Origin of the sequence: Kocuria salsicia (assembly GCF_007681555.1) — a bacterium.
In the GTDB taxonomy this organism is placed as follows: domain Bacteria; phylum Actinomycetota; class Actinomycetes; order Actinomycetales; family Micrococcaceae; genus Kocuria; species Kocuria salsicia.
This window is the reverse complement of sequence record NZ_VELE01000007.1, coordinates 47464-62208: the sequence shown is the minus strand read 5'-3', so window position 1 is coordinate 62208 and position 14745 is coordinate 47464. Positions and strand designations below refer to the sequence as shown.

The window sequence follows — 14745 nt, the reverse complement described above, 5'->3', positions numbered from 1 at the left end:
CCCTAACCACCTGAGCGAAGGACTGACACCCATGTCGAAACGCATCGACGTCGAACACCTCAACGTCTACTACGGCGACTTCCTGGCCGTGCAGGACGTCAGCATGAACATCGAGCCGCGCTCCGTGACCGCGTTCATCGGCCCCTCCGGCTGCGGCAAGTCCACGTTCCTGCGCACCCTCAACCGCATGCACGAGGTCATCCCCGGGGCGCGCGCGGAGGGCAAGGTGCTCCTGGACGGGGACGACCTCTACGGCAAGGGCGTGGACCCGGTGACGGTGCGCTCCATGGTGGGGATGGTCTTCCAGCGCCCCAACCCGTTCCCCACCATGTCCATCCGGGACAACGTCCTGGCGGGTGTGAAGCTGAACAACAAGCGGATCTCGAGCAGCGACGCCGACGACCTCGTGGAGAGCTCGCTGCGCGGCGCCAACCTGTGGAACGAGGTCAAGGACCGGCTGGGCAAGCCGGGATCCGGGCTCTCCGGCGGGCAGCAGCAGCGTCTGTGCATCGCCCGCGCGATCGCGGTGAAGCCCGAGGTGATCCTCATGGACGAGCCGTGCTCCGCGCTGGACCCCATCTCCACGCTGGCCATCGAGGACCTCATCAACGACATCAAGTCGGACTACACCGTGGTGATCGTGACCCACAACATGCAGCAGGCCTCGCGTGTCTCGGACAAGACCGCGTTCTTCAACATCGAGGGCACCGGCAAGCCCGGGCGCCTGATCGAGTACGCGCCCACGTCCGAGATCTTCAACACGCCGCAGAAGCAGGAGACCGAGGACTACGTCTCGGGGCGCTTCGGCTGATCCCCGCGACGGACGGGCACGACGACGCCGCGTGGCCCCGGCGCAGGGCCGCCTCGCCTCTGCTACGGGGCCGCGTCACCCTGGGCTCGGGCTCGGGTGCGCGGCCTCAGCCTTGAGCTGGGGCGCGGGGATGGACCGCAGCGCGCGGGAGGCGGCCGTGCGGCGTCGTCGTCGGCTCAGGGCCGTTCAGAGCAGGGCGGGCAGCAGCGGGGAGAGCGCGAGGAAGAGCATCCCCGAGACCAGCCCGCACACCGGCGCCGTGACGATCCACGTGAGGAGCAGGCGCACCACGGTCTTGTGGTAGACGGTGCGGAACTTCTGGGTGGAGCCGGCGCCGAGGATCGCGCCCGTGCTCGTCTGCGAGGTGGACAGCGGGATGGGGGAGAGGAAGCCGCCCACGAAGAGCAGGGCGCCGGAGACCGTCTGGGCGATCGCACCGCGCAGGGGGTCCAGGGTGACCACGCGCGAGGAGAGCGTGTAGGCGATCCGCCACCCGCCCAGCAGCGTCCCGAAGCCCAGGCAGAGGCCCACCAGCAGGACCAGCCACACGGGGATGCTGCCGCGGGAGAAGCCGGAGCCGAGCACGAGCATCAGGACCATGAGGATCCACAGGGTGCGGCGGGCGTGCTGGATCCCGTGGCCGAAGTGGATGGCCGCGGCACCCGTGGCCTGCACCACGCCCGAGCGGAAGTTCACGCGCCCCGGCGTCTCGTGGCGGACCAGGTGCACCAGGGGCGGCACCAGCAGGTAGGCGGCAGCGAACGCGACCACCGGGGAGACGACCAGGGGCACCAACACGTTCCACGAGAGGTAGGGGCCCACCGGCAGGGGGCCGTGGAGCAGCCCCACGGCGCGCGCCCCCAGCAGGGCACCCACCACCGCGCCGCCGATCGCCGCGGTGGAGGAGGACGGCATCCGCCACCACCAGGTGGCGAGGTCCCAGCCGATCGCGGTCACGAGCGAGCACAGCAGCGCCACGACCCCCACCACGTCCAACGGCACGGGGATCTCGAAGGTGATCATCCGGTTCAGCACCAGCCCCACGAGCAGCGCGCCCACGAGGTTGAACACCGCTCCCAGCCACAGCGCCACGCGCGGGGTGAGGGCGTTGAAGCGCACGGGCAGCGCCACGGCGTTGGAGGCGTCGTGGAAGCCGTTGACCACCGTGAAGACGAGCGTGAGGAGGATCCCCAGCAGGGCCAGCAGCTCGGTCACGGGCTCAGGACTCCGCCACGAGGATCCGGCCCACCTCGGAGGAGACCTGGCCGAGGGCCTGCGCGGCGTCGAAGAGCTGCTGGGCGGTGTCCATTCGGCGGATGGCCTGACCGGCCTTGAACTCGTCCAGCAGGCTGGCCCGGTAGCTGCGCTGGGTGCGCTCGGCCTGGCGGGTCAGCCGGATCATCTCGAACCAGTAGTCGTCGAGCTCCTCCAGGCTGGTCAGGCGGCCCATGGCCTTGAGCGTCATGTGGGCCATGTGCTGGATTACGGCGAGCTGCTCGGTGGCGTGGGAGCTGGGCCGTTCCACCTTGTACTGGCGGTGGAGCTCGGCGCACGCCACGAGGCACTGCACGGCGCGCAGCAGCCAGTGGCCCAGCACGTAGACGTCCTGGCGGGGGATGGGCACCACGTAGGAGGAGCGCGTGGTGGTCATCAGGGAGAAGTAGAGGTTGGTGCAGCGGTCCTCGGTGTCCAGGAGGTCCGGGATGGGCAGCTCCCAGACCTTGTCGATCTGCCCGAGGTGCTCCGAGAGCTGCTCCACCGCCGTCAGGACGCACTGGGCCATCTGGACCAGCAGGTCCGTGACGCGCTCGTCCTCCGGGAAGATCCGAAAGGCCATCCGTCCGTCCTCCCGCGTCCTGGGCTCCGTCAGCCTCGTTCTCGGCTTCGTGTCGGCGCAACTGTACCGAACGAAGGTTACAGGTGGGGAGTACCGTGACGGGGCACGGGTGGAGGCGCGCAAACCCGCGCGAAGAGAGGGGGAGAAGTAGGCGGTGCCGGACCGGGAGCGCCTCTCGGCGGAAGGCCGCTCGAAGCGGCTAAATGATGGAGCCCGGGGCTGCCACGGCCCGACACCTACACCCATCGTAGCGCGAGCCCCCGGGGCCGCCTCAACCCCGGTGGGGCGAGGCCCGATCCGCCGCACCGCGGCACCCCGTGGGCGGCACCAGGCGCGGCCCGGCGTTGCGGCCCGGCAACGTGGGCGTGGTGGGCGACGACAGCACGGCGTCGACGACGGCGTCCCCGGCGAGGCCGACGGCGCGGGCGCGGTGGGCGACGACGCCGCGGTGCCTACTCGAGCGAGCCGGCCCGCCAGGCCTGCGCGGCGGCCTCCAGGTCCTCGGCCGTGCGCAGCAGCCGGGGGATCCGCTCCCACGGATCGCGCACGCTGAGACCGGGCACGTCCAGTGTGTGCTCCTGGCCCGCGGCGACCACCCGGGCGAACGCCGCGAAACGCTCCAGGGCGACGTCGAACTCGCCCTCGAACGCGCCAGAGAGGATGGTGTCCGCGACGTCGCAGATCTCCTGCGCACCCGGCGGGTCCGCGACCCCGGCCACGACGTTCGGCACCTGCGCGGTGTACCGCCCGGCGGCGAACCAGCGGCTCATGCGGTCCGGGTCCTTGCGTGCGGAGGCACGCAGCGCGTAGAGGCGCCAGAGCGTGCCCGGCAGGGACACCGCGGGGGCCTCGGACCACATCTCGGCGATCCCCTCGAGGCCCTGCTCGTCCGTGAGGCGCACCAGGCGTTCCCGGACCGCAGGGTCCTGGGAGTCCCTGCCGCGGGAGACGAGGGCCTGGGCGGCGAGGTGCGCGGCCTCGGAGACCCGAGCGGGATCGGTCCCGCCCTCCTGGGCCTCGAACATCTGCGGTGAGAACTTCACGGGTGAGTGGTGAGTACGGCGTTCGGGCATGCGCCCGAGTGTACGCCCGGGGTCCCCGGCCGGTTCATGACCGCGGTCACGAGCTCAGCCGGCCGTGTGGGTCTCCCCGGCGCGCTGGCGCCAGCGCTCCTCGATGCGCAGCATCGCCTGCTGGCCTACGGCTCGCCACCAGCGCAGCGCCAGGCGCGGGTCCTCCTCCTCGATCTGCGCGATGGCCTCCGGGGACAGCCGCTGGGCGGTGACGTCCGACAGGGCCGTGAAGCTCACCAGGTGGCGCAGCCCGGTGCCCATGGCGATCTCGCCGAAGCTCATTCCCGGGCCGATGACCTCCAGCTCCACCCGGTCGCCCTGCGGGGAGCGGCGGGAGACCTCCACACGCCCCGAGGTCACCATGAACACGCCGTTGAACTTCTGGCCGGCGCGTAGCACGGTGGCGCCGGCGTCCCACGACACGGGCTCGGTGTGCGCGCGGATGCGGCGGACGTCCTCCTCGTCCATGGTGCTCAGCAGCTCGGAGCGGGTGGAGGCCACCTTGTCCGGAGTGCACTCGCCTCCGCCGAACTCCTCGAGGATCCGGTCCTCAGCCCAGGTGAGGGCCTCGGCGCGCGTGGTGAACACCGGCATGGGGTGCTCCAGCCGCCCGGCGTGCTCGTTGCCCTTCTCCGCGATCAGCACCACGTGGTGGCCCGTGTTCTCCACCTGCTCCGCCGCGCGACCGAGCATGGGGATCACGAACCGAGCCATGTCGTCCACCTGGCGGATGTCCACGAGCACGTAGCGGGACTGCCGTGCGGCCTCCCGCACCGTGCGGACGGCGGTCTCCGCACCCGCGAAGCGCAGGTCCCCCTGCAGCTCGATGATCCGTGCGTCCTCACCGTGCTCCTCGAGGACCTCCGTGGCGGCCTCGTTGCGACGCACGAGGGACGGCGCCTCCGCGAGGGTGTACTCGGCGCGCACGGTGGAGTGTCCGTTGCGCTCGGTGCGCGCGAAGTGCAGGTCCAGGTCCTTGGTGAGCCGCTCGCACGCCGCCACGCCGCGCACCGAGTTTCCGTGCCGGTCCAGCGGCGGGGAGAACACCGCCACCGCGAGCTGGCCGGGCAGCACAGCGACGACGCCGCCGCTCACACCCGACTTCGCGGGCAGACCCACGCGCAGCGCCCAGCGCCCGGCGTCGTCGTACATGCCGCACGTGCTCATCACGGACAGGACGTCCGAGACCACCGGGGGCTCCAGCACACGCTCCCCGGTCACCGGGTTCCTGCCGCCCGCGGCGAGCGTGGCACCCATCCGGGCCAGGTCCACGCAGTTGAGCATCACCGCGCACTGGCTGAAGTAGTCTTCCAGGGCGCGTGTGGGATCGCCCTCGATGATCCCGCGGGAGGTCAGCAGCCAGCCCAGGGCGCGGTTGCGGTCCCCGGCCCGGCGCTCCTGTGCCTGCACGGTCTTGTTGATCCGCAGCTGCCGGCCGGCGCAGCGCGAGTACAGCCGCAGGATGCGCTCCATGCGCGAGCCGTGGGACGTGTTGCGCACCAGCGAGGTGGACGCGATGGCCCCGGCGTTGATCATGGGGTTGGAGGGACGTCCGGTGTCCGGCTGCAGGGATATCTCGTTGAAGGCGTCCCCGCTGGGCTCCACGTCGATCTTCTCGAAGACACCCTCCACACCGCGGTCCGTCAGCGCCTGCGCATACGTGAAGGCCTTGGAGATGGACTGGATGCTGAACTCCTGCTTGGTGTCACCGGCCTGGTACAGCGCGCCGTCCACGGTGGCCACGGCGATGCCCACGGTCGAGGGGTCCGCGTTCGCAAGCTCCGGGATCGAGGTGTTGACGGCGCCGCCCTCCACCTCGCGCAGGTCCGCCACGACGCGGCGCAGGTACTCCGTGACGGGCGAGGGGCCCAGCTTGGTCATGGGAACGGTGCTCACGGATCACTCCTGGGGATTGGGGGTCGGCCCGGGTACGGCGGTGGCGCGGCGGGCCGGGGCTGGCAGGACCCCGGTGGCGGGGCCTGCACGGCGGGTTCGGATGTTGCCCCAAGGATCCCACACCGTGCGGGTCCCACCGCGGGTTCCCCGCCGCCGGGATCCGCACTGCCTGGTACTTCCCACTGCCGCGCACCCCCACTTTAAGGCCCGTCGCAGCCGGAGGCACGAGGAGCGACGACGCCGCGCGGACGGGCGGAGCGAATCCGCGGCGTGCCTGCGGTAGAGTGGCGGTGCCCGATCGCCGCACCGCGAGATCGGGCACGCGCCTTTAGCTCAGTTGGTAGAGCAGTGGACTTTTAATCCATGGGTCGTGGGTTCGAGCCCCACAGGGCGCACCCTCCAGCCCCGTCCCGGTTCCGACCGGCGCGGGGCTTCTTCATGTGTGGCCTCCGGCGTCCTGCAGCGGGCCCACCGGTCGTTCGGTCTGTCCCCATTTTGCGGTACGTGCGCCGGGTCGGGCCGCCGCGGTGGCGGGGTTCGACCGCCTATAAACGGCTTCTGACATGCGTGAATATGCTTTGTAAGTGGCTTGTCCACAGAATTGTGATGGGTCTGCAGGTGCTTCCGCAGCGGTGGAAATCCCGGGAGTGACGTGTCAGCATGAAGTCATCGCACCACGGGAGAACGAGCGACGCGCGGTCATGACCGGGGGGAATACGGGCCGCGCAGATCGTCGTGATCCGGTCCCCTGACACGCTGGGGGCGTGACAGGACCGGGACGTCTTGTGGAGCGTTGCAACGGGGTCCACGCCGGGGGGCGTGTGCTCCGAGCGGATCTGATCCGCGCCGGTTACCGGCGTGTGCGTCCGCTGCACCGAGAGGACCGCTTCGGGGGAAGGGTCCGGGTGCAGCGGACGTATCACGTTAACGGGCAGCCCCGCGCCGGCACCGCAGGCCGCTTATTCGTGTCCGAGGCACCTGCGAGACTTCGCCCATGACCGAGACGGCGGAACACGGCACCACTTCGCTGCGCGAGCGCGCGCAGCGCCACCTGCGGGACCTCACGGGCAGCCCCGCGGCGGACTTCCACCCGGGGCAGTTCGAGGCCATCTCGGCGCTCGTCCAGGACCACCGCCGGGCGCTCGTGGTCCAGCGCACAGGGTGGGGGAAGTCCGCCGTCTACTTCCTTTCGGCGCTGCTGATGCGCGCCCAGGGCTTCGGGCCAACCCTCATCATCTCTCCGCTGCTGGCGCTGATGCGGGACCAGGTCTCCGCCGCGCAGCGCGCGGGTGTGCGCGCCGCGGCCATCTCCTCCGCCAACCCCACGGAGTGGTCCGAGATCAGCGCGGCACTGGACCGCGGGGAGCTGGATGTCCTGCTCGTCTCCCCGGAACGTCTCAACAACCCGCGCTTCCGAGACGAGCAGCTCCCGCAGCTCGTCTCCCGGCTCGGCCTGCTCGTGGTGGACGAGGCACACTGCATCTCGGACTGGGGACACGACTTCCGCCCGGACTACCGCCGGATCAAGGACATGCTCGCGGACCTGCCGGAGTCCGTGGCAGTGCTGGCCACCACGGCCACCGCGAACGAGCGCGTGATCGAGGACGTCCGCGAGCAGCTCGGCGTGGGCTCCGGATACCAGCAGGAGGTCTTCATGCTGCGCGGTCCCCTCTCCCGGGCGTCCCTGCGGCTCGGCGTGCTGAAGCTGCCCTCCGCCGCCATCCGGCTCGCGTGGCTGCTCCAGCACCTCGAGGAGCTGCCGGGCAGCGGGATCATCTACGCCCTGACCATCGGTGCGGCGGAGGACACCGCGCGGGCGCTGTCGGACGCCGGGCACGCCGTCGCCTCCTACACCGGCCGCACGGACGCCGCGGAGCGCGAGGAGCTCGAGGCCGCACTCAAGAAGAATCAGGTCAAGGCCCTCGTGGCCACGTCCGCGCTGGGCATGGGCTTCGACAAGCCGGATCTCGGCTTTGTGGTGCACCTGGGTGCGCCGTCCTCACCGGTCGCCTACTACCAGCAGGTGGGACGAGCCGGGCGTGCCACGGACAGTGCGGACGTCCTGCTGCTGCCCGGAGCCGAGGACCGGGAGATCTGGGAGTACTTCGCCACAGCCTCCATGCCCACGCAGGAGAAGGCCATGGCGGTGCTCACGGCGCTCGCGGAGCACGGCGGGCCGCTGTCGGTGGCCGCGCTGGAGCCCCGGGTCAACATCAAGCGCTCGCCCCTGGAGCTGCTGCTGAAGGTGCTCGCGGTGGACGGCGCCGTGGAGCGCGTGGCCGGCGGCTGGCAGAGTACGGGCAGGCCGTGGAGCTACGACGCCCCGCGCTACGAGCGCGTGCGGCGGGCTCGGGAAGCCGAGCAGCAGGCCATGCTGGACTACCAGGCCACCACCGAGTGCCGCATGCGGTTCCTCACCCGGCAGCTGGACGATCCCACGGCGCAGCCCTGCGGGCGGTGCGATGTGTGCGCGGGGCCCTGGTACGCCACGGGTGTCGACGCCCAGGCCTCGGACGCCGCGGACGCCGCTCTGCACCGGGCAGGCCTGCCGGTCGAGCCGCGTGCCCAGTGGCCCACGGGCATGGACAGGCTTGGGCTGCCGCTGAAGGGGAAGATCCCGGAGACGGAGCGGGCCGAGCGTGGCAGGGCGCTGGCACGGCTCACGGATCTCGGCTGGGGCCAGCGGCTGCGGGAGGTCTTCCGGGCGGGGGAGGACGGTGCACCCGTGGACTCCGAGGTCACGGCGGACCTCGGGCGGGCGAGCATCTCCGTGCTCGCCCAGTGGGACTGGCAGCGGCGGCCCACCGCTGTGGTGGCCATGCCGTCCGTGTCCCGGCCGCGGCTCGTGGACTCTCTCGCCCGCGGGATCGCCTCCGCCGGGCACCTGCCGTACTGGGGTGCGCTAAATCTGAATCCGGACATCCCCCGGGGCAGCCACGGCGGCAACAGCGCCTACCGGCTGGCAGAGGTGTGGGACCGTTTCGTGGTCCCGCCGCAGCTTGCCGAGCAGCTCGGGTCCGCCCCACAGGCGAGCATCCTGCTGGTGGACGACCTCGTCGACAGCCGGTGGAGCCTCACCGTCGCGGCCCGGGAGCTGCGGAGAGCGGGAGCGGAGGCGGTCCTGCCGTTCGTGCTCGCGTCCCAGGGCTGAGTCGAGCCAGGCTCCCTCGGCACGGGACGCCCCGCGCGGAACCGAGGCGCACAGAGGCTTGGATGTTCAGGCGCCGACGCGGCAGGCGAACAACGTGCCCGGGCGTCCTGGGGCAGACGCCCCACGGGGGAGACCTGCCCGTGTGCCCGTGTGCCCGTGTGCCCGTGTGCCCGTGTGCCAGGGGTCAGATGTGCCGAGGCGCCCTCCCGCAGGGGTCCACGGGGATCGGCTGGCGGTTCCACGGACGGGGCTCAATTATCCTGGTGGCATGGTCGAACACCCGGCTCATCCGCTCGTGGACATCGTGATCCCCGTCCACTCCACCTCGCGACCGCTCGCACGCGCCGTGGCCTCAGCATGGCTGGCCGCCCGAGGGGCTGCGCCGGGTCAGTGCCGCGTGACCGTGGTGGCCCACCACCTCACCGGGGACCAGGTCCGAGAGATGCTGCCCCCGGAGCACCGTGCGGCCGTGCAGGTGCTGGAGTGCGAGGACCGGGGAACCACCGCCGCAGTCCCGCGCAACGAGGCGCTGCGCCGCACCACCGCCCGCTACGTCAGCTTCCTGGACAGCGACGACACCCTTGACCCGGGCGCCGTGACCCGCTGGATCGGGATCGCGGAGCACCGGGGAAGCGACCTCGTGATGCCGTTCCAGCACCACGAGAACGACCGCGTGGACATCACCCCCATCACCCGTCCGTTCCGCTCTGCCCGGCTCGATCCCGTCAGGGACCGGCTGGCCTACCGGAGTTCCGCGTTCGGTCTGGTGCGCGTGGCCACGGCCCGCCGTCTGAGCGCGTACTTCGACGAGGACGTCCGCACCGGTGAGGACCAGTCCTTCGTCGTGGCGCTCTGCACAGGGGTGCGCCGGATCGACCTTGCCCCGGGGACGCCGGGCTATCTGGTCCACACGGATGCGGATGCGAGGGTCTCCCGGCAGCCCCTTCCCATCCGGGACGAGGTGGCCGCGGCCCTGGACCTCGCACTCAAGCCCTGGTTTGCCGGGGTGTCCGCTGCGTTCCGCACCTCGTTCGTCCTGAAGTACGTCCGCGTGAACTTCTTTCCCGCCGTGGAGCGCTCGGTGCGTTCAGGACAGTGGGGAGAGGGGAGGGCCCAGGCCACGAAATCAGTGGCCGCGGAGCTCCTGGGCTTCGCCCCGCACGTCGCGGACCAGCTCTCGCGTGCAGACCGGCGCGTGCTCAGCCTGCTCGAGGGCACTGCGGAGGAGGGGGAGCTGCTCGCGGCCCTCGAGGCGCGACGACGGTTCGGGACTCCTGCGGCACTGCTCACCGAGGGCCCGCGCTGGCTGCTTGCACGGCAGGCACCTGTGCGCGTGGCCGTGGCCAGCGCCGTGCAGATCGCGAGGTACCGGCGAGGACTCGTAAAGTGTCGCCGTCCCTGAGGCCGGTACGGCCGTGGCTCAGGAGCGCCGCAGCCTGCGGGCCACCATGGCCACCCGCGGGGCGAGGTCGCGCCACGAGATCGCGCACCAGGCAACGAGGAAACTCAGGGTCGCCACCACGGTGGTGCCCAGACCCGGCAGGGTGAGGATGAACCACAGGGCCGCCAGGATCAACAGGTAGCCCAGGGCCACCCGCGTCATCAGCCCCGCCCAGTGCATGCGGTCGTGGATCCACACGATGACCAGGGGCCCCAGGGAGCTCACGAGGCACCCGACCAGGTAGCCCAGCGCCGCTGACATGATTCCGAGGCTCGGCCCCCACCACAGGACGGTGGCGATGCCGAGGACCAGACCCAGGGCGTTGCAGCCGGCGAGCGCGCGGACACCCCAGCTCTCCCCGCCGTTGAGGCGCGAGTTGGAGGCGTTGAAACTGGTGGCGGACACGGCGAAGAACAGGACCATCAGCAGGGGTACGGCGCCCTCGAACTCGTGGGCCCGGGCGTTGTAGAGCAGATGGATCACAGGTCTGGCCCACAGGATCCCCACCCCGAACACCGGCAGGAACACGAGCACCATCACGCGCAGGATCGAGTCGAGCTGGCGCTGGACTCCCGCCATGTCCCCGGCGGTGTACATGCGGGCGACGGCGGGGGCCAGGGCCACGAGCATGGACGAGGAGAGCATGCTCGCGGGGGTCGCGATGCTCACCGCGGCCGAGTACTGCCCGACGGCCAGCGGGGTGTCGTAGTGCTTGCCGAGCATCATGGACAGCTGCAGCAACCCTGACGCCGTGATGATGTTGACCGCGGCCCACGCGGTGAACGAGTTGATCTGCCGCTTGAGGGACGCGGGCAGCTGGCCACCGGAGCGTCGGGGCCAGCCAGGGACGGCGTAGCAGAGGTAGCCGATGCTCAGGGGCAGGAGCAGCAGCGGCGTGAGGCCGCCCAGCAGCACTACCAGCAGCAGGGTGAGGGTGATGCCGGAGCTGATGCAGTCCCAGATGGCGGTGGTGACGAACTGGTTGTTGCCGGTACGCACGCCGCGCACGAAGTTGTACGCGGACAGCGCGATAACCAGCAGCCCGGTGGAGAGCGCGTAGCTCGGGGGAAGGTGCAGGAACCAGGTGGCGATCACCACGGCCGCGACTGCGAGAACCGCAGAGGCCAGGGCCGCGGTGCGGGAGGTGTAGACCGCAACCGACAGCTGCTCCTCGCGGTGCTGCTGCCCGCGCGCCATAGCGATGAACTTCGAGGCCGCGTTCCCGGAGGCCTGGGGCCATAGAAGCACCAGGAACAGCGCGAGGGAGATGGCCAGGTTGACCTGTCCCAGGATCTCGCTGCCCAGCATGTTGCCCACCAGCAGGCTGTACCCGAAGCGGGATAGCCCCTGCACGAAGACCGCAATCACGGTCAGGGCGAATGAGGACCCGAGGGGGTTGTCCCGGTTCTCGTGGTTGGGCGGGGGGAAGAGGATGCCCCGCCAGCGGCCGGAGGACGTGGCGGGGGCGGGGGTTTTCGTCACGCCCTGGAGTTTATCGACTCGACGCCGTGCGAGGGTCCCCGCCCGAGACCGCGCGGTAGAGCCTCGAGAACAGGGTTCCGACCTCCGCACGGGAGAAGCGGGACCGCACGGTGCCCGCGATCTCCGCGGGGGAGGAGTGGCGGAACCGCTCCCAGGCGGTCTCGACGGCGTCGGCGAGGACCGGCACGTCCCAGCTGTCCGTGAGGACGGAGTTATCGGGCGTGCAGTAGTCGTCGAAGCCACCGCTCAGCGGCACGGCGGCGGGGCGGCCAGCGGCAATGGCTTCCGCGACAGCGGTGAAGAAGTTCTCCTGCTCGCTCGGCAGGAAGAAGATGTGGGCGGCGGAGAGCCGGTCTGCCACCTCCGCCGGGGGGATCGGACCGGTGAGCTCCACCCGGTCCTCGATGCCCAGGCTGCGGGCGGTATCCCGCAGGGTCTGCATGAGCGGGCCGTTCCCCACGAGGGTGTAGTGCACGTCCACGCCGCGGCCCACGAGCTCGGCCACGGTCTCGAGCGCGCGGACGGGCTGCTTGCGGTCGATGAGCGCGCCCACGCCCACGAGCCGGATCGGGGGCGCTGCAGGGAACTCCCGCGCCGGGTGGGGGTTCTCGACGACGCATGGCACCACGTGGGTGGCGCCGGGGCGCGAGAAACGGGCCATCTCCCGGCACAGCTCGCCGGTCACTCCGGTGACGGCGTGCGGCAGCCGCAGTGCATGGCGCAGCCACGCGGTGCGTTCCCACAGGGGCCCCACGCTGGCCGGGTTGACCACGCCGTTCCAGTGCTCGGTGTGCACCCACGGGATCCGTCGGGTCAGCCAGGGCACCGCTGCGAAGAGGACGGCGGAGAAGGCCATGGTGTGCAGGACGTCCGCCCCGCGCAGGCCGGTGGCGATCAGGCGCTCCACCCGCAGGTAGCTCAGGGGATCCGCGATGTTGAGCGCGACCCTGGTCACGGGGATGCCCTGGTAGACATCCTGGGACGTGGGCGCCGAGGCGCGGCCGATAGTGATGTGGACGACGGCGACGTCGTGCCCCGCCTCCTGCAGGGCCCAGCAGTGCTCCACGACGAACGGGGTTCGGCTGGGGGTCTGCGCGTCGGGGAACCAGGCGGTGACGACGAGTGATCGCACGGGAGGAGGACCTTTCGGGCGGCGGGGACTGAGCGGGACGCTCACGCACCATGACTACCACGGAGCCATGGGGCGGCGCTGGATCCCCTACCGCTTTGACCGCCCATGCACCCGGCCGATACGATGACATCCGTTGTTTTGTGATGAGCCACATCCTTCGGGGGTGGTGCATCACGGACGGCCGAGGAGACGTGCCAGAGCGGCCGAATGGACTTCACTGCTAATGAAGGGCTCGGTTTAACCCCGGGCCGGGGGTTCAAATCCCCCCGTCTCCGCCGGTGTCCGTCCCGCGAGTTCGCGGGGCGGACCACGAAAGCCGCGGGTCCACGAGAGTGGACCCGCGGCTTTCGTCGTGTCCGGGGGCTTCAGCGGGCCGCGCCCCCGGGAGATCACGCGACCCCGGGGCCTCAGGCTGCGGTGTCGTCACCCGTCCGGGAGAGCTCCGTGGGCTCGCCACGGCGCATGAAGCAGGTCAGCACCGTAACGGCCACGGCGATCACGGTGGCCGTGACGAACGCGGCGTGCACACCGGGGATGGAGTCCGTGACGGTGCTGCCGTCCGCGCGCCGCGAGACCACAGTGCCGGCCTGCAGCACCCCCACGAGCAGAGCCGTACCGGCGCCGCCGGCCACCTGCTGCAGCGTGGAGAGCGTGGCCGAGCCGTGCGAGTACAGGTGCGGGGGCAGTGGGTTCAGTCCGGCGGTGAAGGCCGGGGTGAAGATCAGCGCCAGGCCCACGGACATCGCGATCTGCAGGGTCACGATCCACCACACGGGGGTGTCCGCCTGCAGTCGGGAGAAGCCGAACATCACGAGCGCCAGCAGGGCGGCGCCGGGAACGGACAGCGGACGGGGGCCCCACGCGTCGAACAGGCGTCCGACCACCGGGCCCAGCAGCCCCATGACCAGCCCTCCGGGCAGCAGGATCAGACCCGTCTCGAGGGTGTCCAGACCGCGCCCGATCTGCAGGTACAGCGGCAGCACGATCACGCCGCCGAACAGCGTCATCATGCCCAGCGCGAGCACCGCGACCGACACGGTGAAGTCCCGGTGGCGGAACGTGCGCATGTCCAGGAAGGCCTCGTCGCGCCGCTGCAGGACCAGCTGACGCCACACGAACAGCGCCACGAGCACCACTCCGAGCACCAGCACGGTGATTCCGCCGGCGGTCGAGGAGAGCCAGCTGGTGTGCCCGCCGGTCTCGGAGCCGGCCGCGCCCACGGCGGAGAGCCCCTGCACGAGGGACCCGAAGCCCACCACGGAAAGCGCCACGGAGACCAGGTCCAGAGTGAGCTTGCCGCGCTCGCTGACGTCCTTGAGTCGCACGAGCCCGATCACCAGCGCCAGCAGGGAGATGGGCAGCACGAACCAGAAGATAGTGCGCCACGGGAAGTGCGCCAGGATCACGCCGGACAGTGTGGGGCCGAGCGCGGGCGCCACCGAGATCACGATGGACACGTTGCCCATCACCACACCGCGCCGCTGCCTGGGCACGAGCATCAGGATGGTGGTCATCAGCAGGGGCAGCATGATCGCAGAGCCGAAGGCCTGGACCACGCGGGCCAGGATCAGCACACCGAAGCTGGGGGTCAGGGCGGCGAGCAGTGTACCCAGGGAGAAGCTGCCCATGGCCAGGGCAAAGACCGTGCGGGTGCCGAAGCGCTGCAGCAGGAACCCCGTGGTGGGGATGACCACGGCCATGGTGAGCATGAAGGAGGTGGTCACCCACTGGACGGTCGCCGCGCTCACGGCCATGTCCGCCATGATGTGCGGCAGGGCCACGTTGAGGACGGTCTCGTTGAGGATCACCACGAACGCGGCCACAAGCAGCACGGCAATGGTCGCGGTGGTCCCGGCGGTGGACTGCGGGCGTTCTTCGGTCGGTGCGGCAGAGGGCATGAGGGGGCTCCGAGCGGTGAGAGG

General features: G+C 70.9%; 10 protein-coding genes and 2 tRNA genes. 5 read left to right on the top strand and 7 right to left on the bottom strand.

Going from position 1 to position 14745, the window contains the following annotated elements; all coding sequences use genetic code 11:
• Positions 1-31 precede the first annotated feature (31 nt).
• A complete protein-coding gene (gene pstB / locus FS770_RS10120; RefSeq protein WP_055082901.1) occupies positions 32-811 on the top strand; it encodes a phosphate ABC transporter ATP-binding protein PstB in 780 nt (259 codons plus the stop codon).
• 186 nt (positions 812-997) lie between these two features.
• Here the strand turns inward: pstB and FS770_RS10115 are convergent, their stop codons facing one another.
• From FS770_RS10115 to glsA, 4 genes are all read right to left on the bottom strand, one after another.
• Positions 998-2026, bottom strand: coding sequence for an inorganic phosphate transporter (locus tag FS770_RS10115; RefSeq protein WP_145011580.1), 1029 nt, complete (start codon positions 2024-2026; stop codon positions 998-1000).
• Between the two features lie 4 nt (positions 2027-2030).
• Positions 2031-2648: a hypothetical protein gene (locus tag FS770_RS10110; protein ID WP_145011577.1), complete on the bottom strand. Its 618-nt coding sequence runs from the start codon at positions 2646-2648 to the stop codon at positions 2031-2033.
• 452 nt (positions 2649-3100) lie between these two features.
• Positions 3101-3721, bottom strand: coding sequence for a hypothetical protein (locus FS770_RS10105; protein WP_055082896.1), 621 nt, complete (start codon positions 3719-3721; stop codon positions 3101-3103).
• A 54-nt stretch (positions 3722-3775) separates the two neighbouring features.
• Entirely contained in the window at positions 3776-5617 is a 1842-nt protein-coding gene (glsA, locus tag FS770_RS10100) for a glutaminase A (protein ID WP_145011574.1), read from the bottom strand.
• Between the two features lie 322 nt (positions 5618-5939).
• Here glsA and FS770_RS10095 point away from each other — a divergent pair.
• From FS770_RS10095 to FS770_RS10085, 3 genes are all read left to right on the top strand, one after another.
• Positions 5940-6012 (top strand) — tRNA-Lys (locus FS770_RS10095).
• A 599-nt stretch (positions 6013-6611) separates the two neighbouring features.
• Complete coding sequence (locus FS770_RS10090; protein ID WP_145011571.1) at positions 6612-8768, top strand: RecQ family ATP-dependent DNA helicase; 2157 nt, start codon at positions 6612-6614, stop codon at positions 8766-8768.
• A gap of 268 nt (positions 8769-9036) precedes the next feature.
• Positions 9037-10170: a glycosyltransferase family 2 protein gene (locus FS770_RS10085; RefSeq protein WP_145011567.1), complete on the top strand. Its 1134-nt coding sequence runs from the start codon at positions 9037-9039 to the stop codon at positions 10168-10170.
• 18 nt (positions 10171-10188) lie between these two features.
• Here FS770_RS10085 and FS770_RS10080 read toward each other — a convergent pair whose 3' ends face one another.
• Positions 10189-11691, bottom strand: a complete 1503-nt coding sequence (locus FS770_RS10080) for a lipopolysaccharide biosynthesis protein (protein ID WP_244944869.1) — start codon at positions 11689-11691, stop codon at positions 10189-10191.
• A 10-nt stretch (positions 11692-11701) separates the two neighbouring features.
• Positions 11702-12823, bottom strand: a complete 1122-nt coding sequence (locus FS770_RS10075) for a glycosyltransferase (protein WP_145011564.1) — start codon at positions 12821-12823, stop codon at positions 11702-11704.
• 185 nt (positions 12824-13008) lie between these two features.
• On the opposite strand from FS770_RS10075, the gene FS770_RS10070 reads away from it, so the two are divergent.
• A tRNA-Ser gene (locus FS770_RS10070) sits at positions 13009-13098 on the top strand.
• Positions 13099-13230: 132 nt separating this feature from the next.
• Here FS770_RS10070 and FS770_RS10065 read toward each other — a convergent pair.
• Positions 13231-14721 (bottom strand): MDR family MFS transporter, encoded by a 1491-nt coding sequence (locus FS770_RS10065; RefSeq protein WP_244944868.1) that lies wholly within the window; start codon positions 14719-14721, stop codon positions 13231-13233.
• Positions 14722-14745 lie beyond the last annotated feature (24 nt).